General features: G+C 72.8%; 24 protein-coding genes and 2 pseudogenes. 17 read left to right on the top strand and 9 right to left on the bottom strand.

Features of this window, described 5'->3' with window-relative positions:
- The first annotated feature begins 115 nt into the window (after window positions 1–115).
- From K7G60_RS02050 to K7G60_RS02020, 7 genes are all read left to right on the top strand, one after another.
- Window positions 116–967: a tryptophan 2,3-dioxygenase family protein gene (locus K7G60_RS02050; RefSeq protein WP_093875328.1), complete on the top strand. Its 852-nt coding sequence runs from the start codon at window positions 116–118 to the stop codon at window positions 965–967.
- Window positions 960–2,201: a kynureninase gene (gene kynU, locus K7G60_RS02045; protein ID WP_225799007.1), complete on the top strand. Its 1,242-nt coding sequence runs from the start codon at window positions 960–962 to the stop codon at window positions 2,199–2,201. The genes K7G60_RS02050 and kynU overlap by 8 nt, the downstream gene beginning before the upstream one ends.
- A gap of 94 nt (window positions 2,202–2,295) precedes the next feature.
- Window positions 2,296–3,165 carry an alpha/beta hydrolase gene (locus K7G60_RS02040; protein ID WP_225799006.1) on the top strand — a complete coding sequence of 290 codons (870 nt, stop codon included), beginning with the start codon at window positions 2,296–2,298 and terminating at the stop codon, window positions 3,163–3,165.
- Window positions 3,166–3,283: 118 nt separating this feature from the next.
- Window positions 3,284–5,524 (top strand): VCBS repeat-containing protein, encoded by a 2,241-nt coding sequence (locus K7G60_RS02035; protein WP_225799005.1) that lies wholly within the window; start codon window positions 3,284–3,286, stop codon window positions 5,522–5,524.
- Window positions 5,525–5,609: 85 nt separating this feature from the next.
- A complete protein-coding gene (locus K7G60_RS02030; RefSeq protein WP_225799004.1) occupies window positions 5,610–6,983 on the top strand; it encodes a histidine kinase in 1,374 nt (457 codons plus the stop codon).
- On the top strand, window positions 6,980–7,639 hold the full coding sequence (locus K7G60_RS02025; RefSeq protein ID WP_093875333.1) for a response regulator transcription factor: 660 nt from the start codon (window positions 6,980–6,982) through the stop codon (window positions 7,637–7,639). Before K7G60_RS02030 ends, K7G60_RS02025 begins: the two co-directional genes overlap by 4 nt.
- 47 nt (window positions 7,640–7,686) lie before the next feature.
- On the top strand, window positions 7,687–8,883 hold the full coding sequence (locus tag K7G60_RS02020; RefSeq protein WP_225799003.1) for a cytochrome P450: 1,197 nt from the start codon (window positions 7,687–7,689) through the stop codon (window positions 8,881–8,883).
- A 12-nt stretch (window positions 8,884–8,895) separates the two neighbouring features.
- Here K7G60_RS02020 and K7G60_RS02015 read toward each other — a convergent pair whose 3' ends face one another.
- On the bottom strand, window positions 8,896–10,461 hold the full coding sequence (locus K7G60_RS02015; RefSeq protein ID WP_225799002.1) for an ABC transporter permease: 1,566 nt from the start codon (window positions 10,459–10,461) through the stop codon (window positions 8,896–8,898).
- Window positions 10,458–11,357: an ABC transporter ATP-binding protein gene (locus K7G60_RS02010; protein WP_225799001.1), complete on the bottom strand. Its 900-nt coding sequence runs from the start codon at window positions 11,355–11,357 to the stop codon at window positions 10,458–10,460. Before K7G60_RS02010 ends, K7G60_RS02015 begins: the two co-directional genes overlap by 4 nt.
- A gap of 74 nt (window positions 11,358–11,431) precedes the next feature.
- Between K7G60_RS02010 and K7G60_RS02005 the strand changes: the two genes are divergently transcribed.
- Window positions 11,432–11,920, top strand: a complete 489-nt coding sequence (locus K7G60_RS02005; RefSeq protein WP_225799000.1) for a GbsR/MarR family transcriptional regulator — start codon at window positions 11,432–11,434, stop codon at window positions 11,918–11,920.
- On the opposite strand, the gene K7G60_RS02000 is transcribed toward K7G60_RS02005, so the two are convergent.
- Entirely contained in the window at window positions 11,921–13,252 is a 1,332-nt protein-coding gene (locus K7G60_RS02000) for a hypothetical protein (RefSeq protein WP_225798999.1), read from the bottom strand.
- 201 nt (window positions 13,253–13,453) lie between these two features.
- On the opposite strand from K7G60_RS02000, the gene K7G60_RS01995 reads away from it, so the two are divergent.
- Entirely contained in the window at window positions 13,454–14,029 is a 576-nt protein-coding gene (locus K7G60_RS01995) for a dihydrofolate reductase family protein (protein ID WP_225798998.1), read from the top strand.
- Between the two features lie 23 nt (window positions 14,030–14,052).
- Here the strand turns inward: K7G60_RS01995 and K7G60_RS01990 are convergent, their stop codons facing one another.
- Complete coding sequence (locus K7G60_RS01990; protein WP_225798997.1) at window positions 14,053–14,874, bottom strand: diacylglycerol kinase; 822 nt, start codon at window positions 14,872–14,874, stop codon at window positions 14,053–14,055.
- A 143-nt stretch (window positions 14,875–15,017) separates the two neighbouring features.
- On the opposite strand from K7G60_RS01990, the gene K7G60_RS01985 reads away from it, so the two are divergent.
- The 3 genes from K7G60_RS01985 (at window position 15,018) to K7G60_RS01975 (ending at window position 17,481) form a co-directional block, all read left to right on the top strand.
- Window positions 15,018–16,301 (top strand): adenylosuccinate synthase, encoded by a 1,284-nt coding sequence (locus K7G60_RS01985; protein WP_190155611.1) that lies wholly within the window; start codon window positions 15,018–15,020, stop codon window positions 16,299–16,301.
- Window positions 16,302–16,555: 254 nt separating this feature from the next.
- On the top strand, window positions 16,556–17,167 hold the full coding sequence (locus K7G60_RS01980; protein ID WP_225798996.1) for a DUF6232 family protein: 612 nt from the start codon (window positions 16,556–16,558) through the stop codon (window positions 17,165–17,167).
- Window positions 17,167–17,481 (top strand): hypothetical protein, encoded by a 315-nt coding sequence (locus K7G60_RS01975; RefSeq protein WP_225798995.1) that lies wholly within the window; start codon window positions 17,167–17,169, stop codon window positions 17,479–17,481. The genes K7G60_RS01980 and K7G60_RS01975 overlap by 1 nt, the downstream gene beginning before the upstream one ends.
- A gap of 32 nt (window positions 17,482–17,513) precedes the next feature.
- Here the strand turns inward: K7G60_RS01975 and K7G60_RS01970 are convergent, their stop codons facing one another.
- Together K7G60_RS01970 and K7G60_RS01965 are read right to left on the bottom strand one after the other, a co-directional pair.
- On the bottom strand, window positions 17,514–19,400 hold the full coding sequence (locus K7G60_RS01970) for a serine/threonine-protein kinase (protein WP_225798994.1): 1,887 nt from the start codon (window positions 19,398–19,400) through the stop codon (window positions 17,514–17,516).
- Window positions 19,401–19,434: 34 nt separating this feature from the next.
- Window positions 19,435–20,961: a substrate-binding domain-containing protein gene (locus K7G60_RS01965; protein ID WP_225798993.1), complete on the bottom strand. Its 1,527-nt coding sequence runs from the start codon at window positions 20,959–20,961 to the stop codon at window positions 19,435–19,437.
- Window positions 20,962–21,132: 171 nt separating this feature from the next.
- On the opposite strand from K7G60_RS01965, the gene K7G60_RS01960 reads away from it, so the two are divergent.
- From K7G60_RS01960 to K7G60_RS01950, 3 genes are all read left to right on the top strand, one after another.
- Complete coding sequence (locus tag K7G60_RS01960; protein WP_225798992.1) at window positions 21,133–22,083, top strand: NADP-dependent oxidoreductase; 951 nt, start codon at window positions 21,133–21,135, stop codon at window positions 22,081–22,083.
- Window positions 22,084–22,196: 113 nt separating this feature from the next.
- Entirely contained in the window at window positions 22,197–22,820 is a 624-nt protein-coding gene (locus tag K7G60_RS01955) for an FMN-dependent NADH-azoreductase (protein ID WP_225798991.1), read from the top strand.
- Between the two features lie 132 nt (window positions 22,821–22,952).
- On the top strand, window positions 22,953–23,843 hold the full coding sequence (locus tag K7G60_RS01950) for a glycoside hydrolase family 19 protein (RefSeq protein ID WP_225798990.1): 891 nt from the start codon (window positions 22,953–22,955) through the stop codon (window positions 23,841–23,843).
- A gap of 4 nt (window positions 23,844–23,847) precedes the next feature.
- Here K7G60_RS01950 and K7G60_RS01945 read toward each other — a convergent pair.
- Window positions 23,848–24,024: pseudogene (locus K7G60_RS01945) on the bottom strand (DUF397 domain-containing protein); the annotation flags it as partial.
- A 138-nt stretch (window positions 24,025–24,162) separates the two neighbouring features.
- Here K7G60_RS01945 and K7G60_RS01940 point away from each other — a divergent pair.
- Window positions 24,163–24,444, top strand: a complete 282-nt coding sequence (locus K7G60_RS01940; RefSeq protein ID WP_225798989.1) for a hypothetical protein — start codon at window positions 24,163–24,165, stop codon at window positions 24,442–24,444.
- Here K7G60_RS01940 and K7G60_RS01935 read toward each other — a convergent pair.
- Window positions 24,445–25,267 (bottom strand): annotated as a pseudogene (locus tag K7G60_RS01935) (IS5 family transposase).
- Window positions 25,268–25,488: 221 nt separating this feature from the next.
- A complete protein-coding gene (locus tag K7G60_RS01925; protein WP_308079939.1) occupies window positions 25,489–25,926 on the bottom strand; it encodes a Scr1 family TA system antitoxin-like transcriptional regulator in 438 nt (145 codons plus the stop codon).
- Between the two features lie 223 nt (window positions 25,927–26,149).
- On the opposite strand from K7G60_RS01925, the gene K7G60_RS01920 reads away from it, so the two are divergent.
- Window positions 26,150–26,560: a hypothetical protein gene (locus tag K7G60_RS01920; RefSeq protein ID WP_225799030.1), complete on the top strand. Its 411-nt coding sequence runs from the start codon at window positions 26,150–26,152 to the stop codon at window positions 26,558–26,560.
- The last annotated feature ends 13 nt before the right edge of the window (window positions 26,561–26,573 follow it).

The raw sequence follows: 26,573 nt of genomic DNA, 5'->3' as shown, positions 1-26,573 counted from the left end.
CTTGGGACGCGCGCGAAGAAGCACGCCTCCCGAGGGGACCGGAGCTCCCGTGGCGCCCAGCAGAGCGCGCGGTGGAGCGGACCGCTACCCGGTAGCCCGTATCGAGGAGACAGAAATGTCCACCTTCCCCGATGCCTCCGGAGCCGGCTCGGTCGTCGACGACCCGAACCTCGACTTCGCGGGCACGACGCCGTACGAGGACTACGTCCAGGCGGACGTCCTCACCCACCTCCAGCACCTCCGCTCGGACGACCCCGGCGAGATGGTCTTCCTGGTCACGACCCAGGTCATGGAGCTGTGGTTCACGGTGATCGTCCACGAGTGGGAGACCGCGAGCCGCGCCCTGCGCGAGGACCGGGTCCCCGTCGCGATGGACGCGCTCAAGCGCTCGGTGCGCGAGCTGGAGGCCCTCAACCACTCCTGGCGGCCGCTCGCCCAGCTCACCCCCGGCCAGTTCAACGCCTATCGGGCGGCACTCGGCGAGGGCTCCGGCTTCCAGTCGGCGATGTACCGGCGGATGGAGTTCCTGCTCGGCGAGAAGTCCGCGTCCATGCTCGTCCCGCACCGGGGCGCGCCCCGCGTCCACGCCGAGCTGGAGAAGGCGCTGCACGAGCCCAGCCTGTACGACGAGGTCCTCGGGTTCCTCGCCCGGCGCGGCCTGCCCGTGCCGGCCTCGGTCCTGGGCCGCGACCTGGCGCAGCGGTACGAGCCCTCGCCCGAGGTCGAGGCGGTCTGGGCCGGGATCTACGCGGACGCCGACCAGAACGGCGAGCTCGTCCGCCTCGGCGAGGCCCTGAGCGACGTCGCCGAGCTGGTCTGGCGCTGGCGCAACGACCACCTGGTGGCGACCCGGCGCGCGATGGGCGCGAAGACCGGGACCGGCGGCTCCGCCGGCGTGGCCTGGCTGGAGAAGCGGGCCCAGAAGAACGTGTTCCCCGAGCTCTGGACGGCCCGCAGCCATGTCTGAGCCGTACGAGAAGAAGGCCGGGCGCCCGGACGCCGACGACCTCCTCCGGCGGGCCCTGGAGCTCGACGCGGCCGACGGCCTCGCCGGGCACCGCGAGAAGTTCGCCCTCGACGAGGAGACCGTCTACCTCGACGGCAACTCCCTCGGCGCGCTGCCCGCGCACGTCCCGGCCCGCATGGCCGACGTCATCACCCGCGAGTGGGGCGAGCTGCGCATCCGCTCCTGGGACGAGTCCGGCTGGTGGACCGCGCCCGAGCGGATCGGCGACCGGATCGCCCCGATCGTCGGCGCCGCCCCGGGGCAGATCGTGGTCGGCGACTCGACGAGCGTGAACGTCTTCAAGGCGGTCGTCGCGGCCGCCCGGCTGAACGGCGACGACCGGGACGAGATCCTCGTCGACGCGACGACCTTTCCCACGGACGGGTACATCGCCGAGTCCGCGGCACGGCTGACGGGTCACGAGATCGTGGCATGCGACCCGGCCGACATGGCGGCCGCGGTGAGCGACCGCACCGCCCTCGCCCTCGTCAACCACGTCGACTACCGCACGGGCCGGCTCCAGGACCTGCCCGGGCTCACCGCCGCGCTCCACGCGGCGGGCGCGCTCGCGGTCTGGGACCTGTGCCACAGCGCGGGCGCCCTGCCCGTCGGCCTGGACGCCCACGGGGTCGACCTGGCCGTCGGCTGCACCTACAAGTACCTGAACGGCGGCCCCGGTTCGCCCGCGTACCTGTACGTCGCCGAGCGCCACCAGGCCGCCTTCGACTCGCCGCTGCCCGGCTGGAACTCGCACGCCGACCCGTTCGGCATGACCCCCGGCTACGAGGCGGCGTCCGGCGCGCTCCGGGGCCGGGTCGGCACGCCCGACATCCTGTCCATGCTGGCCCTCGAAGCGGCGCTCGACGTCTGGGACGGGGTCGCGATCGAGGCCGTGAGGGCCAAGTCCCTCGCCCTGACGGACTTCTTCCTGGAGTGCGTCGAGGCGTACGTCCCCGAGGGCCGCGTCACCTCCGTGACCCCCGGCGCGGGCGCCGAGCGCGGCAGCCAGGTGGCGCTGCGCTGCGCGGAGGCGCCCGCCGTCATGACGGAGCTGATCAAGCGCGGGATCGTCGGGGACCTGCGCCGTCCGGACGTCCTGCGGTTCGGCTTCACCCCGCTGTACGTCGGCTTCGCGGACGCGGAGCGGGCGGCGCGGATCCTCGCGGACGTCCTGCGGGACATACCGGGCGCGTAGGTCGGATCATCGCCTGATCTGCGGGGGCTCCGGTCCTGGTACCGTCCCCGCAGGTCAGGCCGATTCGGCCCCGCACCCGAGAGGTTGGAACAGCATGCCGGACCCCGCCGCGCGCGATGCCGCCGAAGAGGCGTCGGCCTTCTCGCACCCGGCCGTCGCCCCGGACGCCACCGCCGCGTACGGCGACCACCCGGACCAGGTGGTCGACTTCTACGCCCCGCGCGACGGGCGCACCCGGGCCCCGCTCGTCGTCGCCCTGCACGGCGGCGCCTGGCGGGCGCCGTACGACCGGCGGCACCTGACCCCCTTCGTGGACTTCCTGGCCCGCCGGGGCTTCGCCGTGGCGAACGTCGAGTACCGGCGCGGCTCCGGCCTCCCCCGTCAGGGCGGCACGGCCCCGGTCGCCGGGCGCTGGCCGGAGACCTTCGACGACGTGGCGGCGGCGCTCGACGCCGTGACGGACCTGGCCGCCGCGCACCTCCCGCAGGCCGACCCGCGGCGGACCGTCCTCACCGGCCACTCGGCGGGCGGCCACCTCGCGCTGTGGGCCGCCGCCCGGCACGTCCTGCCCGCGGACTCCCCGTGGCGGCTCCCCGCCCCGCCGGAGCTGCGCGGGGTCGTCGCCCTCGCCCCGATCGCCCACTTCGGGCGGGCGGTGGAGCTCGGGGTGTGCGGCGGCGCGGTCACGGAACTCCTCGGCGGCGAGGGGGAGTACGCGGCGAGGGCGGCGTCCGCGGACCCCGCCGCCCTCCTGCCGACCGGCATCGCGACGACCCTCGTCCAGGGCCGCGAGGACGTCGTCGTGCCGTACGCGGTGGCCGACGCGTACGCGGAGGCGTCGGCGAAGGCGGGCGAGGAGGTCGGCCTGACGCTCCTGGAGGGCATCGGCCACTTCCCGCTGATCGACCCGGCGGCGGACGCGTGCGCGGTGGTGGCGGAGGAGATCGCCCAGCTGGCGTGGTGAGCGGCGGGCGGGCTCGGAATCCGGGATTCCCCTGAGATTCCGTACAACCCTTCGAACGGATCACGAGTCTGATCGGGCACACGCTCCCGTGCCCGATCTTCCTCGTGGGGGTTTCACCTTGCAGCTCCGCACCACCCGTACCCGTCTGGCCTCGGCCGTGACGGCAGTCCTCGCCGTCACGGCCCTCGGTGCCGGCGCCCTGGCGACGGCACCGGCGGTCTTCGCGGCACCCGCCCAGGCGGCCGCCGAGACCAGCACTCTGCCCGTCTTTCCGACGGGCGCTCAGGTCCTGGCCACAGGGCCTTCAGGCTTCCTCACGCACGACCGGTTCGTGTCCGGTGGCAGCACCTCGGCACTGCTCTGGACCCCGTACGACGGCGGGACGCCGACGCCGGTCGCGGTGCCGGACGGCGGCGGGTGGGCCTCGGCCGGCGGCGACGTGCTCGTCGTCGGCGACGCGCCGTCCGCCCGCGACATGCGGGCGGTCACCCTGCGGAACATGGCCGACCCGGCCGCCCCGAGCGTGACCATCGACCTTTCCTCCCTGAACGCCTCCTACGTGACCGTCCTCGGCCCGACGAGCGTCCTCGCGCAGGTACAGAAGGGCGACGGCGAGGCGGAGCTGCTCGTGGTGACCAGGAACGGCGCCGCGCTCGAGACCGAGCCGGTGACCGGTCTGCCCGCTTACGCCCAGCACTTCTGGAGCGACGCGCCGATCGTGAACGGGCAGGTCCTTGTCGGCCACATGGCCAGCAAGAGCGACCCGGTGGCCGGCGGTCGGTCCGTCATCGACATCGCCTCCGGGTCCGTCGTTCTCACGTACGGCGCCGACGAGGGCGGCATCGACTTCAGCCACCTGCTGTTCTCCGAGTCGTACGTGGGCTGGTACGAGCGTGAGGGCACCGCGATCACCCTCACGACGGTCTCGCGCGGCCAGGACCCGAAGCGGACCACGAAGATCCTCAGTGCCGCGGAGACCGACCTCACCGCGCTCGCGGGCGACTGGCTGATCCTCGGAAACCCGTCGGCGGGCGTCAGGGCCTACTCCCTGTCCTCCGGCGACAGCCGCCCCGTCACCAACGGCTCCGGTACGACCGGTCTGGCGGCCGAGGGCGAGGGCACGTCAGTGGTCAGCGGCGAGCGCCCCGACGGCACCCGCGGCCTGTTCCGGCTGGGGAACGCGGAGAACGGCGACCTGGCCGTCACCAAGATCGCGGACATGGAGCTCGGCGTCCCCCTGGCCGTCGTGCAGTCCCACGTCCCCACGACGGTCAACCTCGACAAGAGCGGCGGCAAGGTGGCGCTGGGGTGGACGCTGTCGCGCCCCGACGCCACCATGGACGTGACGCTCACCCACATCGCGACGGGCAAGGTCTTCCGCCAGCAGCTCGGACCCGTCACGGACGGCACCTCCCGCTTCTCCTTCGACTGGGCCGGCGAGGTCTTCGGACCCAACGCACCCCACACCGACGACGCACCGAACGGCGCGTACACGGTCGCGATGCAGGCCACGCAGGTCGATGCCATCGGAGAGACCATCCGGGACACCCGGCGTATGGAGCTCAGCCGGACGCCCAACCCGCACGACTACACGAACAACGGCTCCACCGACGTCCTCGCCCGGGACACCTCCGGCGTGCTGTGGCGCGACGACCTGCGGGACCGGCCGGTGAACGGCCAGGTCAACGTCGCCGGGCGCACCCGCATCGGTACGGGCTGGGGCGTGTACAAGCAGATCGAGGCCGTCGGCAACGCCGGCGGTGCCGCCACCGGCGACCTGATCGCGGTCGACGGCTCCGGCGTGCAGTGGCTCTACCTGGGCAAGGGCGACGGCACGTTCGCCCCCCGCGTGCAGGTCGGAACGGGCTGGCAGATCTACAACAAGATCACCGGCGGTTCGGACCTCGACGGCGACGGCCGTGCCGACCTGGTGGGCACGGACGGCGCGGGCGTCCTGTGGTTCTACAAGGGCACCGGGAACTACGCGAAGCCGTACGCGCCGCGGGTCCGGATCGGCGGCGGCTGGCAGATCTACAACCACATCACCGCCGTCGGGAACATCGCCGGCACGGCCGCCGGTGACCTGGTCGCCCGCGACACCTACGGCGTCCTCTGGCTCTACCAGGGCAACGGCGCCGGCGGCTTCGCCCCCCGGGTGAGGATCGGCGGCGGCTGGGGTGTCTTCTCCCAGCTCGTCGGTGCCGGCGACCTCGACAACGACGGGCGCCCGGACCTGATCGCGTACGGGTCGGGCGGCACGTACGTCTACCGCTCGACCGGCTCGGCCACGGCGCCGTTCGCGCGCATGACGACGAACCTGTACGCGGGCGAGGGCACCAAGTTCAACAACGTCTCCTGAGGCCCGCCCTAGTCCTCAAGGGGGACCCGGAAGGATCCGCATCCAGCGGGACGACCGGGTCCCCCGCCGCCCGTACCGTTTCGGTGTGACCCAGACACAGTCCCCCGAGACGAGCCGCAGCCCCGAGTTCCGCCTGGTGCAGGTGGCGCTCGGCGGGCTGCGCCAGGAACTCTTCCACGACGCCTTCGCCTACCGGCCGCTGCCGCGCATGGACGTGGACAGCGGGCCCGCGCGCCGGCTGCCGAAGCGGATACGCGTCTACGCCGGCCTGTTCCCGCACGCGGTGGTCGCCTTCTGCGCCTTCGTCGTCTTCCTGATCGGGTACGACCGCGTCGACGACGGCTTCGGACCCGCGGCGTTCGTCTTCGCCTGGGTGTCGCCCGCGATCGTGCTGGCCACGCTGATCAGGCCGGTCTTCGCCTTCTGGGCGTCCCTCGCCTCGACGCCCTTCCTGGCGTTCCTGGGCGGCTACTGGAGCGGCTGGCCCTGGACGGACAACGCCTTCGCCGCCCATCTGGTGGTCCTCACCGTCGTGGCCGCCCGCACCGGGCCCCGTACGGCGGGGTGGATGTGGGCCGGGACGGCGGGCTACGCCCTGTTCGCCGAGATGTTCCTCGGGGTGGGCCGCGGCTCCGACTCGATGCCCCTGCTGTTCGTCTCGGCCCTCGCCCTGCTCGCCGTCACCGTCGTCCAGGTCCGCCGTCAGGCGCGCCGCGACGTCACCGCCCAGGAGACCGTCACCGCCGTCGAGCGTTCCAAGCGGACCCTCCTGGAGGAGCGGACGACCATCGCCCGTGAGCTGCACGACGTCGTCGCCCATCACATGTCGGTGGTCGCCATCCAGGCGGAGGCCGCGCCCTACAGGGTGGAGAACCCGCCGCCGGAGCTGGAGCAGGCCTTCCTCACCATCCGGGAGAACGCCGTCGCCGCGCTCACCGAGCTGCGCCGCATCCTCGGGGTCGTCCGGGCCGAGGACTACGAGGCGCCCGACGCGCCGCAGCCGACCCTCGCCGACCTGGACGCGCTCGTCGGCAACGTCCGCGAGGCCGGGCTCGACGTGACGAAGACGGTGACCGGCGCGGTGCGCGAGCTGCCGCAGGGCGTGGAGCTCTCCGCGTACCGGATCGTCCAGGAGGCCCTGTCGAACGTGCTGCGGCACGCGCCGGGCGCGGCTGCGAAGGTCGAGGTCAGCTACGTCCTGGGCGGTCTCGGTCTGCGCATCGCCAACGGACCGGTCCGAGGTCCGGTGAAGCCCACCCGCCACCCGGCCACCACTCCTGACGGAGGGCTGCGCCCGTCCCCTTCGATGGGCGCCGGGCACGGCATCACCGGCATGCGGGAGCGTGTGACGATGCTGGGCGGGGAGATGACGGCCGAGGCCACCGACGACGGCGGCTACGAGGTGACGGCCTTCGTCCCCGTGAGCCGCGAAGAGACCCGTGAGGAGCCGCAGCCGTGATCCGCGTACTGATCGTCGACGACCAGATGATGGTCCGCGAGGGCTTCTCGGTGCTGCTCGGCGCGATGCCGGACATCGAGGTCGTCGGCGAGGCGGTCAACGGCCGGGAGGCGATCGCACAGGTCGCCGCCCTCCGCCCCGACGTGGTCCTCATGGACATCCGGATGCCCGAGCTGAACGGCATCGAGGCCACGCGGGAGATCGTCGCCGCCGACGCGGACGCGAAGGTGCTCGTCCTGACCACCTTCGACCTCGACGAGTACGTGTACCAGGCGCTGCGCGCCGGGGCCTCCGGCTTCCTCCTCAAGGACGCCTCGGCCCGGCAGCTCGCGGACGGCGTCCGGGTGGTCGCGGCCGGCGAGGCGCTGCTCGCGCCGACCGTCACCAAGCGGCTGATCACCGAGTTCGCGAAGGCGCCGGGCTCTCCGCGCCCGCCGGCGATGGCGCAGATCGGGGAGCTGACCGAGCGGGAGACGGAGGTCCTCGTCCTCATCGCGCAGGGCCTGTCGAACGCCGAGATCGCCGACCACCTCGTGGTGGCCGAGTCGACGATCAAGACGCACGTCAGCCGGATCCTGGTGAAGCTGGGCCTGCGCGACCGCACGCAGGCGGCGGTCTTCGCGTACGAGGCGGGGCTGGTGCGGGTCGGCGGGTGAGGCGCCGGTACGGGGGCGGGATCCGGTCGGGGGAGTAGCGTCCGGGCATGGACGCTGTTGACGCTGCTTACGACCCCTGGTCCCCGGAGTTCGTCGCCGATCCCTACCCCGCCTACGCCGAGCTGCGCGCCGCCGGCCGCGCCCACTGGCACGCCCCCACCCGTCAGTGGCTGATCCCGCACTACGAGGACGTCTCGGCCCTCCTCCGGGACCGGCGCCTGGGCCGGACGTACACCCATCGCTTCACGCACGAGGAGTTCGGGCGGGAGGCGCCGGACGCCGCGCACGAGCCGTTCCACACGCTCAACGACCACGGGCTGCTCGATCTGGAGGCGGCCGACCACACCCGGATCCGGCGGCTCGTGTCGAAGGCGTTCACGCCGAGGACGGTGGAGAACCTGGCGCCGACGGTACGGGGCCTCGCCGCGGGGCTGGTCGGGGACCTGGTCGCGGCGGGCGGCGGCGATCTGCTGTCCGCCGTCGCCGAGCCGCTGCCGGTCGCGGTGATCGCCGAGATGCTCGGGATCCCGGCGGAGGACGAGGAGCGGGGGCGGCTGCGTCCCTGGTCGGCGGCGATCTGCGGGATGTTCGAGCTGAACCCCTCGGAGGAGACGGCCCGGCGGGCGGTCGAGGCCTCGGTGGAGTTCTCGGACTATCTGCGGGAGTTGATCGCGCGTCGGCGGAAGAGCCCGGGGGACGATCTGATCTCGTCCCTGATCGCGGTGGAGGAGCTGACGGAACAGGAGATGATCTCCACCTGTGTCCTGCTCCTCAACGCGGGCCACGAGGCCACGGTGAACACCACGGTCAACGGCTGGTGGACGCTGCTCAGGGAGGGCGTCCGTCCGGATCCCGAAAAGTTGTCCACAGCTGTGGAGGAACTCCTGCGCTACGACACGCCGCTCCAGATGTTCGAGCGCTGGGTCCTCGACGACATCGAGCTCGGCGGCGTCACCGTTCCGCGCGGCTCCGAGGTCGCCCTCCTCTTCGGCTCCGCCAACCGCGACCCCGCCCGCTTCGGCCCCACCGCCGACGTCCTCGACCTCGAACGGGCCGACAACCCGCACATCACCTTCGGCGCCGGCATCCACTACTGCCTCGGCGCCCCGCTCGCCCGCCTCGAACTGACCGCCGTGTTCGGCGAGTTGCTGAGGCGCGCGCCGGGGCTGAGGCTCGCGGCGGAACCGGTGTGGAAGCCGGGGTACGTCATCCGGGGCTTCGAGGAGCTGCTCGTGGAGGTGTGACCCCCCGGGCGGTCAGGTCAGCACGTCCCGGCGGCGCAGCCCCGCCAGGCCCGCCGCCGTCAGGGCCGCCGCCAGGGCCGTCAGGACCAGGACCGGCGTCCAGGCCATGTCCGGGCCCGGCAGCTTCGGCAGGTGCCCGAAGGGGGAGGCGTCCAGGAGGGCCCGCGGCAGGTCGAGGGCGGGGCCGATCCAGCCGAGGGCCAGGCAGAGCCCGGCCACGCCCCACGCGGCGGTCGCGGCCTTCGGAGCGGCGCCCCAGAGCAGGACCGCGAGCCCGGCGAGCGTCCAGACGGCCGGCAGCTGGACGAGCGCGGCGCCGAGGACCGGGCCGGCCTCGTGCCCGTACGCGAGGGTCAGGCCGAGCCCGCCGAGGACCATGATCAGGGCCGAACCGCCGAAGGCGATCACCAGGTGCCCGGCGGCCCAGCGGAGCCGGCCGAGGGAGCCCGCGAGGAGCGGTTCGGCCCGGCCCGAGGTCTCCTCCCCGTGCGGCCGCAGCACGGCCCCGACCGCGTACAGCGCGGCGAGCATCCCGAGGAGGGAGACCATGGTGGCGAGGAAGGCGTCGGTCAGCGCGCTCTGGCCGCCCATCCGCTCGAAGATCTCCCGGGCCCGTTCGTTGTCGCCGACGATGTCGGCCGCGCCCTCGACCATCCCGCCGAAGACGAGCCCGCCGAGCAGGAAGCCGAGGGACCAGCCGAGGAGCGTGCCGCGCTGGAGCCGCCAGGCGAGCGCCCCGGCCGTCGCGAGCCGGCCCTCGGCCGGGCCCGGCCGGGTCGCGAGGAAGCTCGCGCCGACGTCCCTGCGGGCGGTCAGCGCGTACGCCGCCGCCGTCTGCGCCAGCACGGCGGCGAGGATCAGGAGCAGCACCCACCAGCGTTCGCCGGCGAAGGCGCGGACGTGTTCGGCCCAGCCGATCGGCGAGACCCAGGTCAGCACCGACGAACCGTCCGCCGTGCCGGAGTCGCCGGCCGCGCGCAGGGCGAACGCCAGGCCCAGGACGGCGGCCGACAGGCCCTTGGCGAGCCGGGCGCTCTCCGTGAACTGGGCGGCGAGCGCGGCCGTGGTCGCGAAGACCATGCCGGTGCCGCCGATCGCGAGGCCCAGCGCGAGCGCCCCGGCCGCGCCCTGTCCGGCGAGGCCGGCGGTGACGACGAGGGCGACGGCCGTGTTGAGGGTGAGGGCGGCGAGGAGCGCCGCCGTCAGCGGGGCCCGGCGGCCCACGGCCCCCGCCGACAGCATCTCCTGACGGCCCGTCTCCTCCTCCTCGCGGGTGTGCCGGACCACCACGATCAGGCTCGCGACGGCGGCGAGGACCGCGCCGAAGGTGCCGAAGCGCCAGGCGACGAGCCCTCCGAGGGAGTCGTCGAAGACCGGCCCGTACAGGGCGCGCATCGAGCTGTTGGCGGTCATGGAGGCGGCGAGCTCGGCCCGCTCGGCGGCCGTGGAGTACAGCCCCTCCAGGGAGCCGGCGCCGCTCGCGACCATGCCGCCGGTGACGAGCGCCCAGACGGGGAGCATCAGCCGGTCGCGGCGGAGCGCGAGCCGCGTGAGGGCGCCGGTGCCGGCGAGGGTCATGACGCCACCTCGTCCGTGTAGTGCCGGAGGAAGAGCTCTTCCAGGGTGGGCGGGGTGGAGGTCAGGCTCCGTACGCCCGAAGCGGTCAGGGAGCGGAGGACGGCGTCGAGCTTGTCGGTGTCGACCTGGAACCTGACCCGGCTGCCCTGCGCGTCCAGGCCGTGGACGCCCGGCAGCCGGGCGAGGCCGTCGGGCGGCCCGGCGAGTTCGGCGGTGACGCTGGTACGGGTCAGGTGCCGCAGCTCCGCGAGCGAGCCCGACTCGACGGTCCGGCCCTTGCGGACGATGCTGACCCGGTCGCAGAGCGCCTCGACCTCGCTGAGGATGTGGCTGGACAGCAGGACGGTCCGGCCCTGGTCGCGGGCCTCCTCGACACAGCTCTGGAAGACCTCCTCCATCAGCGGGTCGAGGCCGCTGGTCGGCTCGTCGAGGACGAGCAGGTCGACGTCGGCGGCGAAGGCGGCGACCAGGGCGACCTTCTGCCGGTTGCCCTTGGAGTAGGTGCGGCCCTTCTTGGTGGGGTCGAGCTCGAAGCGTTCGATCAGCTCGGCCCGCCGGGCCCTGTCGAGGCCGCCGTTCCCGCGCAGCCGCCCGTACAGGTCGATGACCTCGCCGCCGGACAGGTTGCGCCAGAGCGTCACGTCCCCGGGGACGTACGCGATCCGGCGGTGCAGCTCGACGGCGTCGCGCCAGGGGTCGCGGCCGAGGAGCCGGGCGGCGCCGGAGTCGGGCCGCAGCAGGCCCAGGAGGGCCCGGATGGTGGTGGACTTCCCGGCGCCGTTGGGGCCGAGGAAGCCGTGGACCTCGCCGGTCTCGACGGTGAGGTCGAGGCCGTCGAGGGCGTGGGTGCGCCCGAAGGACTTGTGGAGTCCGATGACGCTGATTGCCTTCGTCATGCTTCTGAACGTACGGTAGTTTCACAAATTTGTGAAGTTAAGGAACCGTATAAAGTCAGAGGATGGAGAGCGAGATGACGACGAGGACCGACGGGGCCGGCGAAGAGGCGGTCTCCCGCTTCGTGGAGCGCTTCGCCGCCGAGATGACCGCCGCCGGCATGCAGCGCATGGCGAGCCGCGTCTTCGCGGCGCTCCTCGCCTCCGAGACGGCCTCCATGACCTCGGCCGAGCTGGCCGAACAGCTGCGGATCAGCCCGGCGGCCGTCTCCGGCGCGATCCGCTACCTCTCCCAGGTCAGCATGGTCAGCCGCGAGCGCGACCCCGGCACCCGCCGCGAGCGGTACGTCCTCCACAACGAGCTCTGGTACGAGACCTTCACCCGCCGCGACCAGACCCTCACCCGCTGGGAGAAGGTCCTCGACGAGGGCGCCGCGACCCTCGGGACGGACAGCGCGGCGGGCCGCCGCGTCGCGGAGACGGCCGAGTTCTTCGCCTTCCTGCACGGCGAGATGGCCGGGATCATGGACCGCTGGCGCGCCCACAAGAAGGCGCGGGAGGTCTGATCAGAGGGGCCGGTCCGCCGGCGGCGGGGCGAGCCGGTCCAGGAGCGCGGTGAACTCCGGCCGCCCGCCCGTCTCCCGGTACGGCCCCGCCGGCCACAGCGGGCGCCCGTCGATCCAGGGCACGACGAACGACACGGGGCGGTCGGCGGTGAAGTGCCGCCGGCCGTGCAGCCAGGCGGTGCCGACGGGCAGGGCCGGCAGCCCCCGGCGCGGCTCCTTGGGCGGGCCGGGGGGAACCAGCGGGAGCAGCCCCTCGGGCTGGGCGCACGGGCCGCCGTGCATCGGGAACAGCACCAGGACCGGATCGCCGCCGTGCGGGTCGTACAGCAGGGCGTACCGGCGCGGGGTGGGCGGGGAGGAGGTCGCGGCCCGGGCCATCAGCCGCGCCGCGGGCCTGCCGACGGCCACCGTCCGGTAGCAGGAGTGCGCGAGGGCGCCCAGGACCAGGACGCCGATGGCGTACAGCTTCACGGCGTCGCCCTCCGGCGGTCCGGTCAGCGCGGCCGCGCCGACGGCCGCGCAGAACGCGAGCGCGACCAGCACCCGGGTCACTCCGGCGATCCTCCGCAGGCTCCGCACCCGCCACCAGGGCACCTCGCGCACGTCCGCCTCCGGGCGGAGCGCCTTGCCCTGGGGCCCGGCCTGGCGCAGGGCGTGCGCGGCGAGCACCGCGTACGTCGGCCCGGCCGTGCGGGGCGGCTCGTCGAGGCGTGCGGAAAGGCCGTCCACGATGACGTGCTCGGTGACGGTCACGGGCTCCTGCGGCTGCTTCGGGGCCGCCCGGCACATCAGGCCCTCCGCCTCCGCGTGCGCCACGATCCGGCGGCGCACGCGCCCGCCGCGCAGCCGCTTCGCCCAGATCAGCTCCCCGCCGCCGGGCGGGGCGAGGACCCCGCCCGCGCGCGGGTCGCCGCACCACCACAGCACGCCGTCCGGGCCCGGCCGCAGCAGCTCGTAGCGCTGCCGGGTCGCGATCACCGTCAGCGGCCACGCCTCGCCGCCGTCCGGGGAGCGCAGCACGACGCTCGTCGCGTACCGGCTGTGACCGACCGCCACGGCGGGGTGCGCCGACCAGACGCCCGCGCCGAGGGCCCGCCGCATCCGCCGCGCGAGGACCAGCGAGCCGGCCCCGGCGCCCAGCGCGACGATCCCGAGCGCGAGGATCGTGAGGACCGGGCCGGGGACCCCGAGGGCCCCGAGGCCGGCGGTCAGGGCGAGCGTCACGCCGCCCGCGCCGATCAGCCGCCCCGCTCTTCGCCGGTACCGCTCCAGCGCCCCCGCCGTCGCCCCGACGCCCAGCGCCCCCGCCCCGACGTCCAGCGCACCCGTCATCGCACGTCCCCCCGCCCACCGGTAGATGTCGGTCGACGCTAGGTCCCGCCCGGCGCCCCGGCCAAGCCGCGCCCCGGCGTCGGCCGGAACAAGATGACCGGAAATCGCTCCATGACGGATGTCGAGCGGCGCCCGGGGGCTCCGACCCATGGGCGAGAGCGGACCGCAGGGGCGGTACGCGCCACCGGAAGGCAGGACCTCGTGAGCGGCCGGATCATCCACTTCGTCCACCAGTCCCTCGACGGCTTCATCGCCGGGCCGAACGGCGAGTTCGACTGGCCGGCCATGGGCCCCGAGCTCTCCGCGTACACCGCCGAGCTGACCGCCGGCGACACGGTCTTCCTCTACGGCCGCAAGGTCTGGGACCTCATGTCCGGCTTCTGGCCGAACGCCGAGCGGTACTCGCGGGACCCGCACGACCTGGCCTTCGCGCCGGTCTGGCGGGAGGCCCCCAAGGTCGTGGTCTCCCGGACGCTCGCCGGCCAGGACCCGGGCTTCGACACCACGGTGGTCTCCGACGACGTGGCCGGGCGGCTGACCGCGCTCGCCGCGACCGGCAAGAACCTGGTGCTGTTCGGCGGCGCCGAGCTCGCCGCCCACCTCGGCGCGCACGGCGCCGTCGACGAGTACCGCGTCGTCGTCCACCCCGTCGTCCTCGGCGGCGGCACCCCGGCCTTCCGCCCCGCCGAGCACCGCACGGACCTGGAGACCGTCGAGACCCGGATCTTCGACGGCCGCTCGGTCCTCCTCCGCCACCGGGTCGTACGGAGCTCCTGAGCGGGGCCGCCGTACGGGGCGGCTCAGGCCGGCGGCAGGAGCTCCCGGACCGGGTCGCGGGGCAGGGTCAGCCCCCACGCCCCCGCCCGCACCGTCCACGTCCGCCGCCGCACCGGCCCCGCGACCCGGCCGTCCGCGCGGTAGCGGAAGTCGGGGCCCGAGACGGTGAGGGTGCGGGCGGTGGCGCGGCGCGGCGGGGCCGCCGACGGGTGGACGGTCACCTCCGCCGTACCGCCCGCCGAGCGGACCGACAGGCCCTCCACCGGCGCGTCGACGTCGGCGAGCAGCACCCCGTCCGCCTCCACCCGCAGCCGGTGCGTGCGGACGGCGAGGGCCGAGGGGGCCGGCCGGACGAGGGTGCGGACGAGGGAGCGGCAGGTGCCCCACACGGACGCCGCCGGGGCGAGGTCCGGCGCGCCGGGGACGAGGAGGTCGCCGAGGACGACGCCGTCGCTGTCGTCGACGAGCAGGTCGAGGCGGCGCACGGCCCCGTGGAGGACCGCCCGGGCCGCCGCCGGCGTGGAGCGCGGCACGCCGAGCGCGCGGGCCACCTCCAGGTCGTCCGGGGCGCCGATCGGGACGAGCGAGAGGGCCCCCTCGGCGAGCTCCCGCTCGCGGTGCAGCAGGGCCACCGTGCGGAGCAGCGCGCGGTCGTCGCCGAGGACCACGGGGCGCCGGGAGCCGCGCCTGGCCAGGGCCCGGCAGAATTCTTCGGGGCCGTCCGGCAGGCAGATCTTCGCCTCCGCGCCCGCGGACAGCACGTCTTTCGCGATCCGTACGGACTCGCCGTCATTTCGGCGGGCGACCGGGTCGACGATGACCAGCAGCTGGTCGTGATCCGACACCTCGGTCCTTCCTCGGGTAGCATCTTTGTGCAAGAGCCCCTTGCGCTATTGCGCCAGGGGCTTCGTCTATTCCGGGGCACACCGGTGAGGCGGCGTACGCCCCCTGACCTTGGACATGCCCCACCCGGAAGGGGTGTACGCCTGTGCCCGCACTTGTGCTGCTCGGTGCTCAGTGGGGTGACGAGGGCAAGGGAAAGGCCACCGACCTGCTCGGTGGATCCGTGGACTACGTGGTGCGTTACCAGGGCGGCAACAATGCCGGCCACACGGTCGTCGTGGGCGACCAGAAGTACGCGCTGCATCTCCTCCCTTCCGGAATCCTCTCCCCGGGGTGCACCCCGGTGATCGGGAACGGTGTCGTCGTCGACCCGGCGGTCCTGCTCTCCGAGCTGAGCGGACTGAACGAGCGCGGCGTCGACACGTCGAAGCTCCTGATCAGCGGCAACGCCCACCTGATCACCCCGTACAACGTCACCCTCGACAAGGTGACGGAACGGTTCCTCGGCAAGCGCAAGATCGGCACCACGGGTCGGGGCATCGGTCCCACCTACGCCGACAAGATCAACCGCGTCGGCATCCGGGTCCAGGACCTGTACGACGAGTCGATCCTCACCCAGAAGGTCGAGGCGGCGCTCGAGGGCAAGAACCAGCTCCTCGCCAAGCTCTACAACCGCCGCGCGATCGACGCCGCGCAGATCGTCGAGGAGATGCTCCAGTACGCGGAGCAGATCAAGCCGTACGTGGCCGACACCACCCTGATCCTCAACAACGCGCTCGACGAGGACAAGGTCGTGCTCTTCGAGGGCGGCCAGGGCACGCTCCTCGACGTCGACCACGGCACGTACCCCTTCGTCACCTCCTCGAACCCGACCGCGGGCGGCGCCTGCACGGGCGCGGGCGTGGGCCCGACGAAGATCTCCCGCGTCATCGGCATCCTCAAGGCGTACACGACCCGCGTCGGCGCCGGCCCGTTCCCGACGGAGCTGTTCGACGAGGACGGCGAGGCGCTGCGCCGCATCGGCGGCGAGCGCGGTGTCACCACCGGCCGTGACCGCCGCTGCGGCTGGTTCGACGCGGTCATCGCCCGCTACGCGACCCGGGTCAACGGCCTGACGGACTTCTTCCTCACCAAGCTCGACGTGCTGACGGGCTGGGAGCAGATCCCGGTCTGCGTCGCGTACGAGATCGACGGCAAGCGCGTCGAGGAGCTGCCGTACTCGCAGACCGACTTCCACCACGCGAAGCCGGTCTACGAGATGCTGCCGGGCTGGTCCGAGGACATCACCAAGGCGAAGACCTTCGCGGACCTGCCGAAGAACGCGCAGGCGTACGTGAAGGCGCTGGAGGAGATGTCGGGCGCCCCGATCTCCGCGATCGGCGTGGGCCCCGGCCGCACGGAGACGATCGAGATCAACTCCTTCCTGTAGGCCCCCTTCGTTGTGGGCAGTCGTTCCGCGGGGCGGAACGGGTGGGCACAACGGAACGGCGCCTTTACCGGCGCCAGAGGCTCCGCACCTGGACCCGCACCCCGTGCACAGTGCACTGGTGGTGCGGGTCCAGTCGCGTGAGCCGCCCCGGTGTCCGGACCCGCCTCGCGCCAGGCCTGAACTCGCCTTGTGGGAAGGCTGGTTCGGATGCGTAATGAGGGACACGCCGTAGCCGGTCCATCTCGGGGGGACGCATGGAGACTCACGGAACACCGCCGCCGAAGCCGACCCGGCCACCGGTCCCGGCCGCCTCCCCGCCCCGGAACGGCCTCGTCATCAGCAAGCGGCTGCTCTGGGTCTACGGAGCCGCCTACCCGCTGGAGAACATCGTCCGCGTCTACACCTTCGTGCTCCGGCCCCGGCGCGCGGAGGCGTTCGGCCGTTTCCTGAAGCGGGGCGGGATCACGCTCGCCGTCCTGCTGATCCTCATGAACTTCACGGACTCGTCGTCGAGCTCGTACGAGTACGGATCGGACGGCAGCGACCTCGACGACGTCCTCAGCTTCGTCCTGGCCTGCGCCGCGCTCCTGCTGGCCTACTACTTCGGCGTCATGGCCTCCGTGGTCTTCGCCAGGTCCCACGACGTCCTCGCCGTCGAGACGAACGGGCGCTCCACGGCCCTGGTGACCGGGAAGCGCGAGTACCTCGACCGGCTCGTCCGCGAGATCGCCGAGGCGATCGACAAGCCGAACGCGGAGTTCCAGGCCTCGGTGGGGACGCTGGCGGTCACCAACTACGGCAACTACTACTTCGGGGACGCCGTGAACATGTACGGCGGCAGCGGCAACACGGGGATGGTGAAGTGATGGCCGGGGACAACTACTACGGCGACGTCGTGAACATGCACGGCGGGCACGGCAACCGGGGCATCGTGCACTACCACTCCTCGCCGGAGGTGGAGCGGCTGCTCGCGGAGGTGCTCGCACGCGTCGAGGAGCTGCGCGGCCAGGTGGCGCCCGAGGTCGCCGAGGAGCTGGACGGGGCCACGGCCGCCCTCGCGGTGCCGCAGACGCGGCAGGGCGGGCTCGCGGTCCTGCGGGCCGTCGCCGCGACCGTCGGCGGCGTCGGCCAGCCGCTCCTGGACGCCGTCCTGGCCGTGCAGCAGCTGCTCGGCCGCTAGGGGGCGCCCGGCGGCTCAGGACCGGACACGCCTCAGTCCCGGACGAACTCCGCCGGCTCCCCGTCCGCCGTCATCCCGTAGACCTGGAGCCGCTCCTGGCCCTTCCAGTGGGCGATGCGGAGGTTGCTGGAGCCGTTCTCGGCGCAGTCCGGGTCCCAGCTTGCCGGGTCGCGGGTCTCCGGGCCGATGACGAGGAGGGAGCCCGCGCCGCCGACGACGGCGGTGGCCGCGCAGTCGATGTCCTCGGCGAGCAGGTTCCCCTGGTCGTCCATGCGCGGGTACGACTGCTCGAAGCGCACGAGCGGGGCTCCGACCGGGCCCTGGGTGATGGTGACCCGGTAGGACCAGCGGTCGGGTTCGGGCTGGGTCACCGTGTCCGGCGCCTGCTTCCAGGTGCCGACGTAGGCGGCGGGGACGACGTCCGGTCCGGCCTTGACCCGCTGGAAGGTGCTCCTGGCGACGCCGGAGCCCCATTCGACGACGTCGGTCGAGCGCAGCCTGAGGGTCTGGCGGGCGGCCGGGGTGCAGCGCTGGGCGGGGACGCTCTCGGTGACCTCGGCGTCGCCGAGGACGAGTTCGCTGTCGGTGGCGGAGATCAGGGTGGCCCGGCCGATGCACAGCAGTTCGCCGGTGACGTGGGTGTAGACGGCGGCCTTGGCGCCCCTGGGGCCCTGGGTGATCTCGATCCGGCTGGTCTCGTAGGGCGCGTTCGCCGTGCCCTTGAGGACGCCCTCCCAGGCGCCGAGGAAGGCGGCGGGGACGATCCCGGCGGGGCGGCCGGTGGCGGTGCCGTTCTTCCGGCCGCCGTCGGCGGTGCCGCCGCTGCCGCCGTCGGTCCGGCCGGGCCAGTAGACGTACGCGACGGTGGCCGCCGCCGCGACGACGAGGGCCGTGGCGGCGGCGAGGAGGGCGGTGCGGCCCCGGCGCCGGGGCGGAGCGGGCGCGGCGGCGGTACCGGCGCCGGGGACCGCGCCGCCGGCCGGCGGGGGAGTGTCGGAGGCGGCCGGGGCGCCCGCCGCGGGGGCGGCTCCCTCCGCCTCGAGCAGCTGCGCCGCGTGCCGGCCGAGCCGTGCCAGGACGTCCGCCGGGAGCCAGGGGTCGGCGACCGGGAGGGTCTCGACGATCTCGGTGGCCGTGGGCCGGGCCGCCGGGTCCTTGGCGAGGCAGGCCCGGATGAGTCCGGAGAGCTCGGGCGGGAGGTCCGTCAGGTCGGGCTCGTCGTGGGCGATGCGGAACATGGTGGCGTGGACGCCGCTGTCCGCCGTGCCGAAGGGGGCGCGGCCGGTCGCCGCGTACGCGAGCACGGACCCGAGGCAGAAGACGTCCGACGCGGGGCCGACGTGGTCGCCGCGGACCTGCTCGGGCGACATGAAGCCGGGGGAGCCGACGACCGCCCCGGTGGTGGTCAGGTTGCCGCCGTCGGCGACGGCGTCGACGGCGCGGGCGATGCCGAAGTCGATGATCCGCGGCCCGTCGACGGTCAGCAGCACGTTGGACGGCTTGAGGTCGCGGTGGACGAGTCCGGCGGCGTGGATGTGGTCGAGGGCGCGGGCGAGCCCGGAGGCCAGGGCCCGTACGGTCGCCGGCGGCAGCGGCCCGAACTCGTCGCCGACGACGGTCCGCAGCGAGGGGCCCGGTACGTATCCGATGGCGACCCACGGCGCGTCGGCGGTGGTGTCCGAGCCGAGGACGGGCGCGGTGCCGGTGCCGCCGACCCGCTCCAGGGCGGCGACCTCGCGGGCGAAGCGGCGCCGGAACTCGTCCTGGGCGGCCAGCTCCGCGTGCACCACCTTGACCGCGACGGTCCGCCCGCCGGCCGAGCGCGCCAGGAACACCCGGCCCATCCCGCCGACCCCGAGGCGGCCGATCAGACGGAACGGGCCGACGCTGACCGGATCTTCCGCGTTCAATGACTCCACGTCGCCAGAGCATGCCAGACGACGAGATCGGCGATCAGCCCTCTCCGCACACCGGCAGCCCCTCCGGGGTCGCGCAGGGCAGGTGTCCGTGCGCGCTGATGACGTCCTGGCCGCGTCCCGACCGGAGGTACGCGAGGAAGCTGGAGGTCAGGGAGTCGGCCGGGGGCAGGCCCCGGGTGTAGGCGTACTCGGTCTCCCGGTACGGGTAGCCGGACTCGCCCAGTTCCTCCACGAGGGGCCGCCGTCCGTCGACGGCCACCCGGTGCAGGCCCTCGCGCCCTTCGGTGGCGCGGAGTTCGGCGTAGCCGAGGGCGCCGGGGAGTTCGGCGACGGTGCCGAGGACCTGTTCGGTGGAGTCGAGTTCGCAGCGGACGACCTTCGACTCGGGGTCGTCGGAGGTCTCGCAGTCCTGCGAGGAGTTGGCGGGTTCGTTGCGTCCGAGGACCCGGCGCTGGAAGACCTGCCGGGTGCCGGAGCCGGCGTCCCGGCTGACGAGGAGGACCGGCCGGTCGACGCCGGGGACGAGCTCGCCCCAGTTCCGGATCTCGCCGCGGTAGACGCGCCGGATCTGGTCCAGGGTGAGGTCGTCGAGGGGGATCCCGTCGTTCACGACGAGGGTGAAGAGGGAGACGGCGACCATGTTCTCCCGCAGCTCGGGGAAACCGCCCGGCTTGCGCCCGTCGGAGAAGGCGATGACGGCGTCCCCCTCCGCCCCCGCCTGTGCGAGCTCCCGGATCCCGGCGGTCGAGCCGTGCACGTCCACGGTCACGGTGGAGCCCTCGCAGTCCTTCTCGTACTGCCGTGCCGCCGCCCGCAGGGCGGGGGCGAAGGCCGTCGAGCCGGTGAGGGTGAGGGCGCCCCGGGTGCAGCCGATGGGCGGCGGGGTCTGCTCGCGGACGATGATCGCGGCCAGGGCCATGACGCAGGCGGTGAGGACGACGGTGACGTTCCGCGCGGTCGGGCTGAACCTGGCCGGCTTCTCGTCGGGCGTGGTGCTCCGGTTGCGCCGGATCGTGCCGCCCTGGAGGCTTCCGTCGATCTTGACGTCCCGGTCGGCGACGCCGCCGGAGAGCTGGACGAGCAGCTTGAAGTACTGCCCGCGTTCGAGGGCCACCTTGGGGACGAGGACGGCGTTGCCGTCCCGGCCGAGCTTGGGGGCGCGCTCCAGGTCGTCCCGGACGGAGTCCCAGCCGGCCGGGATGGTGGCGACCACGCCCTGGACGGTCCGCTCGCCGAAGGTGATCCTCAGGCCGTGGGGTTCGGCGGAGGCGCCGTAGTCCTCGGGGCTGATGTCGAGCTCGCGGTCGTTCTCGATGCGGAGGAGGACGAGCGTGGATCCGTTCGCGGGCGCGGCCATCCCCACGACCTGGCCCTCCCGCACGGTCATGACCTCGCTGTCGCGGTTCTCCTCCCGGTGGAGCGGGGTGTTGAGCTGCACGCGGTAGCCGAGCCGCTTGCGCTGGGGCGAGAACCGGTCGATCCAGACGACGGCGAGCGTGACCAGGACACCGACGAGGGCCGTCCCCACGGCGATGACGTTCTCTGCGGTAATCCACTCCATGGCCGGGACGGTACGTACGCCAGTACGAGGGCGGGGGCGGTGTAGCGGGCCGCCACCTGGACTTCGCCCTTCGTTCAGGGAGGGCTACTCGGGTGGACGGACATGGGTTGCCGGGGGTCCGGAGCGTGGGTGTAATGGCGACGAGGGGGCCTTCCGTGTGAGGAGTACCCCATGCGCTCGATGCGTGTCGTCGAAGTGACCGCCTACGGAGGACCGGAGGTCCTCAGGATGGCCCGCCGGCCCGAGCCGGAGGCCGGGGCCGTCCCGGGCAGGGTGCGGGTGCGGCTGAAGGCGGCCGGAGTGAACCAGGCGGACCTGCGGATCCGTGCGGGCAGGTACGCGGACGCGGTCGGCGATCTCAGGCCGCCGTTCGTCCTGGGGACGGACTTCGCGGGCAAGCTCCTCGACCCCGTGGCCGGGATGGAGCCCGGCGCCCGGGTGGCCGGCTTCGTGCCCTGGTTCGAGATGCTGACGGGCGACGGCACGTACGCGGAGATCATCTGGGCCGACCCGGAGTGGCTGGCCCCGGTCCCGGACGACGTGGACTTCACCGTGGCCGCCTCCCTCCCGCTGGCCTCGGCCACCGCCCAGCAGGGCCTCGACCGGCTCGACCTCCCGGAGGGGGCGACGCTGCTCGTGACCGGCGCGAGCGCGGTGGTGGGCCGTCTGGCCGTCCAGTACGGCTCGGCCGCCGGCATGCGGGTCGTGGCCGTCGCCCACGAGGGCGACGAACCCGAACTGCGGGTCCTCGGCGCGGACCACGTCGTCACCCGCGGCACCCCGGAGGACGTGGTCGCGAAGGTCCTCGCGGGCGACCCGGACGGCGTGGACGCGATCTTCGACGGGGCGATCATCGGCGACGCCCTCCTTCCGGCCCTCAAGAACGGCGGCGTGTTCCTCGCGCTCGCGCCCGACCGGGTCCCGGCCGCCGAGCGGGACATCCGCGTCGAGACCGTACGGGCCAAGCCGGACGCCGCCCGGCTCGCGGAGAGCCTGCGGAAGGTGGCGGCCCGTGAGCTGACCACCCGGGTGGCCGACGTCATGCCCCTGGAGGAGGTCGCGGAGGCGCACCGCAGGGCGGAGGCGGGCCACAGGCCGGGCCGGATGATCCTGATGATCTGAGCGGGCCGGGATCCACGGGGATCGTGATCCGGGTCACAGGGGCTGGACCTCAACTTTGGTTGAGGAAGAAGGATCTCTCCCACCGGCCCCTGCGACTCCAGGAGACGATCCCCATGGCCACACTGCTGCACATCGACACCTCCTTCAACGGCGACGACTCCCACTCCCGCGCCGTCACCGCCGCCTTCCGCGAGGCCTGGGAGACGGAGCACCCCGAGGGGACGGTGATCTACCGCGACCTCGCGGCGGATCCGATCCCGCACCTGGACGCCGCCGCCTACTACGCCGACAGCGCGGCGCCCGCCTTCGCGCTGCGCGGAAGGCTGATCGAGGAGGCCGAGCGGGCGGACGTGATCCTGCTCGGTGCGCCGATGTACAACTACACGATCCCCTCCACCCTGAAGGCGTGGCTCGATCACGTCTTCCTCGTGGGCCGCACCTCGATCACCGAGAACCCCTCGCTCGCCGGCAAGCGGGCCGTCGTCGTGACCAGCCGCGGCGGCTCCTACCGCGAGGGCACCCCCCAGTACGGCAAGGACTACGTCGAGAACTACCTCCGGCTGGCCCTCGGCGACGTGTTCGGCCTGGACGTCAGCTTCATCGTCCCCGAGCTGACGCTGGCCCCGCACGTTCCGGCGATGGCCGGGCTCGTCCCGCTCTTCGAATCCTCCCGCGCGGAGTCCCTCGCGACGGCGGAGTCCCTGGCGAAGGAGCTGGCGGTGCAGTCGGCCGCCTAGCGGTCCCGTTCGTCCGAAGAGGGCGCTCCGGTACGGCCGGAGCGCCCTCTTTCTGGTCTAGACCTTGACAGGTTCAGACCAATCGCGCTTCGCTGTGGCTTCCCACCCGGACCCCACCCGGAAGGAAGACGCATGCTGCGCAAGCTGGTCACCCTGATCGCCGCGCTCTGTACGGCGGTCGGCCTCGCGATACTCCTCCCCACCGCCTCGGCGGGCGCCGCCCCCGCCTGTGTGGCCGCCTGGAACTCTTCCAGCGTCTACACGGGCGGCATGACCGCCTCGTACAACGGCCACAACTGGTACGCCAAGTGGTGGACCCAGAACGAGCGCCCCGGCTCCTCCGACGTCTGGCGCGACGAGGGCGTCTGCGGAACGGGCGGTGGCGGCACTGACCCGAGCCCCTCCGGATTCGTCGTCTCCGAGGCCCAGTTCAACCAGATGTTCCCGAACCGGAGCCCCTTCTACACGTACGCGGGCCTCGTCGCCGCCCTCAAGTCGTACCCCGGCTTCGCCACCACCGGCAGCGACACGGTGAAGAAGCAGGAGGCCGCGGCCTTCCTCGCGAACGTCTCCCACGAGACGGGCGGGCTCTACTACATCGTCGAGCAGAACACGGCGAACTACCCGCACTACTGCGACACGACCCGGCCCTACGGCTGCCCGGCCGGTCAGGCCGCCTACTACGGGCGCGGTCCCATCCAGCTCTCCTGGAACTTCAACTACAAGGCCGCGGGGGACGCCCTCGGCATCGACCTGCTCAACAACCCGTGGCGGGTCGAGCAGGATCCGGCCGTCGCCATGCAGACGGGCCTCTGGTACTGGAACACCCAGAACGGCCCCGGCACGATGACCGCCCACAACGCGATGGTCAACGGCGCCGGCTTCGGCCAGACCATCTGGGCCATCAACGGCAGCCTGGAGTGCAACGGCGGCAACCCGGCCCAGGTCCAGAGCCGGGTCACCAAGTACCAGCAGTTCACCCAGATCCTGGGTGTGCCCGCGGGGGCGAACCTGTACTGCTAGGGATTCATCCCTGCCAGGCGACGAACGCGGTCCACGAGGACGGTTCCACGGCGAACGTGGGGCCGTCCTGCACCTTCGAGTCCCGGAGGTGGACGGCGTGGGGGCAGGCGGCGACTTCCACGCAGTTGCCGCCGCCGTCGTCGCTGTACGAGGACTTGTGCCAGGCGAAGGCGACTTCGACGGTGTTTCTTTTGGCCCGCTGATCACCGTGGGCGCCTGCTCAACGGGACATGAAGGCGCTCTGTCTGAGTGACGTGTCGTGAGTCGATCAGCCGCGCGTGAGGTGTTCTGAACGCACGCGGGGTGGCAGCATCACCTCGTGATCGCTGGCGTTGGAGAGGGTGAAGTCGTGCTTCAGGGAGACGAGGTGGTGCGGGCACTTTTGGCGGCGGTGGCGACCCTGGAGGATCTCGTCAAGGTCGGGCCCGACTCACAGATGGCGTTGAGCACCTTGGAAGAGATCGCCTTTGAGCTCGGCAAGATGGACTCAGGGGAAGGTCGGCGGTTCATCGAGGCGCTGGATCGTGTCGCCGCTGCGGAGCCGGACCGCGCTGCCTGGATCCGGGACATTCCGAGTGCGCTGGGCCTTGAGCACATTTGATCAGGCAGAGTGCCGGGCAGCCGCCGGGTGTCGGAAGCAGATGAAGGCGGCGGCTATGCCTGCGAAGCCGAGGAAGTGCTCGGACTTTCGCTCGTAGCGGCGGTGGAGCCGTCGGCACCCAGCCGGCCAGGACACGGTCCGCTCCACCACCCACCCGTGGCGGCCCAGGCGACCGGAGGGCTCGATCCCGCGGCGGGCGATCCGGTGTTGGATCCCCCGGCCTCGAAGCCACCGGCGCAGGTAGTCGTAGTCGTATCCCTTGTCCGCGTGCAGCTTGCCCGGTCGTCGCCGGCGCGGCCCACGGCGCGAACGATCGGCGGGATGCCCTGGACGAGCGGTTGCAGAGCCAGGATGTCATGGGTGTTGGCGGCCGAGACGCCGAGCGAGATCGGGAGGCCGTTGCGGTCACAGATCAGGTGGATCTTCGACCCTTTCTTGCCGCGGTCGGTCGGATTCGGTCCGGTCAGGGGCCCCCTTTGGTGGCGCGAATACTCACAGAGTCGATCGCGCACCGGGACCAGTCGAGCTCTCCGCGACTGCCAAGCTCGTCCAGGATCACGCGGTGCAGCTGTGCCCGGACACGGTCGCGGCTCCACTGGGCAAACCGCCGGTACACGGTCTGCCGGCACGGCCCGAACACCGGCGGCAACTGTCGCCAGGTGCAGCCCGACGTGGCTACGAAAACAATCGCCGCCAGCGTTTCCCTGTCGCCAGCACGACGTCGACCGCCTCCCTGCGGACGCCGGGTGACCGTCTCCGGAACCACCCGTCTGAACAACTCCCACAGTTCGTCAGGCACCAGACGCTCGGCAAGACCCTCCACGCCAAGCTCAACGCGCCAGCCAACCAAAGGAAACGGTGTCTTCGACGCATCCCCCGCCGCCGCTGTCGCTGTAGCTGGACCTGAACCAGTGCGGGGCGTCGTTCACCTCCGTGCTCCCGCGAACTCCTCGATGAAGCCCGGCGACCTGCGCGGATCCAGGGCCTGTGCCCGGATCTTCGCGTACCGCTGCCGGTGGGTGCTGACCTTCGCCCGGTCGGTGATCAGCAGGATCCCCCTGGATCTCCAGGTACGTCACGTGGTCGTGGGTGGGGGTCTCGATGACCGTCGAGTTGCCGCTCCGGCGTCGGCTTCGGATAGCCGTCCGCGATCAACGCCCGCTCGTACGACTCCGTTTGGAACAGGCCGTGCACGACGTGGTTCGCGTACAGGCACAGCGCCACCGCCTTCTGCTCGATCGGCGCGTACCCCCGGAACTGCTCCGGCAGTTTCTCCAGCCGCACGAGTTCCCGCATCTCCTCGAAGATGCCCGTCCCGTCGCCGAGGACGCGTTCGAGCTGGACGAGCATCTCGTCGCTCACCGGATGGATGAGCCGTTCCATGGCGCTGACGGCCGCGCCCGTGAAACCCGTCCGGGCGCCCAGGCATTCCTGCGTCCACCCCTTCTTCTGTCGCAATCGCTTCGCTACGGTGGCCGCCATCCTGGCCGCGGGGCCGACCGTTTCCCTGCTCTCCGCTCGTGCCATTCATGCTCCCCATCCGGACTCAACCGATCTCAATCGGTCTCAACTGCTCCCCGCCGAATTCGACTGCGCGCGAGGCGCGTTGACGCAGGTCAAGGGGTTGTCGACGCGCCCGCCGCAGTCGTGGAAAACGCTGGCGCCGACGCGGGAACATGGTCTCGTGAATGAAGAGGATCGGGAAGTGAAGGTGGATTGGATTCCAGTTTCCGGATTCCAACTCCGTAAGGCGGGAGTGCAATTCGACGCCGTTCGCGTGGACGGTGACGAAGGGCGTCGACTGGCCGACTGGATGGAGGCGCTGACGGGCGGGGACCCGGGGCCGGTGGTCATCGAGGCGAACGGCCGACGCGGGGTCTATTTCCTCGTACCGCCCGGGTCGACGGCCCGCCGGGCGTGGCCGCGCGGGGTGACGCGCCTCAACGCGGGCCCGGCGCACATCAGTTACGTGCCGGTCCCGGCGCTGACGGGCCGGACCTGGCCCCTGGCGTGGCGCTGCCCGCCGACGTGCGCGGACCGTTTCGTGCACCCGCTGCTGCTGCGGAGCGCGGTGACGGAACTGTTCGCCGACCCGTACGCCGTCCGGGCGCGGTGAAACCGGTCCGAAC

The sequence above is a fragment of the Streptomyces sp. NK15101 genome, from assembly GCF_020400725.1.
Taxonomy (GTDB): Bacteria; Actinomycetota; Actinomycetes; order Streptomycetales; family Streptomycetaceae; genus Streptomyces.
This window is presented reverse-complemented; position numbering and strand designations above follow the sequence as displayed.

Excerpts from the sequence above, each read along its gene's own strand:
- K7G60_RS02050 (WP_093875328.1), top strand. The coding sequence starts at position 116 with ATGTCCACCTTCCCCGATGCCTCCGGAGCCGGCTCGGTCGTCGACGAC.
- kynU (WP_225799007.1), top strand. The coding sequence starts at position 960 with ATGTCTGAGCCGTACGAGAAGAAGGCCGGGCGCCCGGACGCCGACGAC.
- K7G60_RS02040 (WP_225799006.1), top strand. The coding sequence starts at position 2,296 with ATGCCGGACCCCGCCGCGCGCGATGCCGCCGAAGAGGCGTCGGCCTTC.
- K7G60_RS02020 (WP_225799003.1), top strand. The coding sequence starts at position 7,687 with ATGGACGCTGTTGACGCTGCTTACGACCCCTGGTCCCCGGAGTTCGTC.
- K7G60_RS02015 (WP_225799002.1), bottom strand. The coding sequence starts at position 10,461 with ATGACCCTCGCCGGCACCGGCGCCCTCACGCGGCTCGCGCTCCGCCGC.
- K7G60_RS02010 (WP_225799001.1), bottom strand. The coding sequence starts at position 11,357 with ATGACGAAGGCAATCAGCGTCATCGGACTCCACAAGTCCTTCGGGCGC.
- K7G60_RS02005 (WP_225799000.1), top strand. The coding sequence starts at position 11,432 with ATGACGACGAGGACCGACGGGGCCGGCGAAGAGGCGGTCTCCCGCTTC.
- K7G60_RS02000 (WP_225798999.1), bottom strand. The coding sequence starts at position 13,252 with ATGACGGGTGCGCTGGACGTCGGGGCGGGGGCGCTGGGCGTCGGGGCG.
- K7G60_RS01980 (WP_225798996.1), top strand. The coding sequence starts at position 16,556 with ATGGAGACTCACGGAACACCGCCGCCGAAGCCGACCCGGCCACCGGTC.
- K7G60_RS01975 (WP_225798995.1), top strand. The coding sequence starts at position 17,167 with ATGGCCGGGGACAACTACTACGGCGACGTCGTGAACATGCACGGCGGG.
- K7G60_RS01965 (WP_225798993.1), bottom strand. The coding sequence starts at position 20,961 with ATGGAGTGGATTACCGCAGAGAACGTCATCGCCGTGGGGACGGCCCTC.
- K7G60_RS01960 (WP_225798992.1), top strand. The coding sequence starts at position 21,133 with ATGCGCTCGATGCGTGTCGTCGAAGTGACCGCCTACGGAGGACCGGAG.
- K7G60_RS01955 (WP_225798991.1), top strand. The coding sequence starts at position 22,197 with ATGGCCACACTGCTGCACATCGACACCTCCTTCAACGGCGACGACTCC.
- K7G60_RS01950 (WP_225798990.1), top strand. The coding sequence starts at position 22,953 with ATGCTGCGCAAGCTGGTCACCCTGATCGCCGCGCTCTGTACGGCGGTC.
- K7G60_RS01925 (WP_308079939.1), bottom strand. The coding sequence starts at position 25,926 with ATGGCGGCCACCGTAGCGAAGCGATTGCGACAGAAGAAGGGGTGGACG.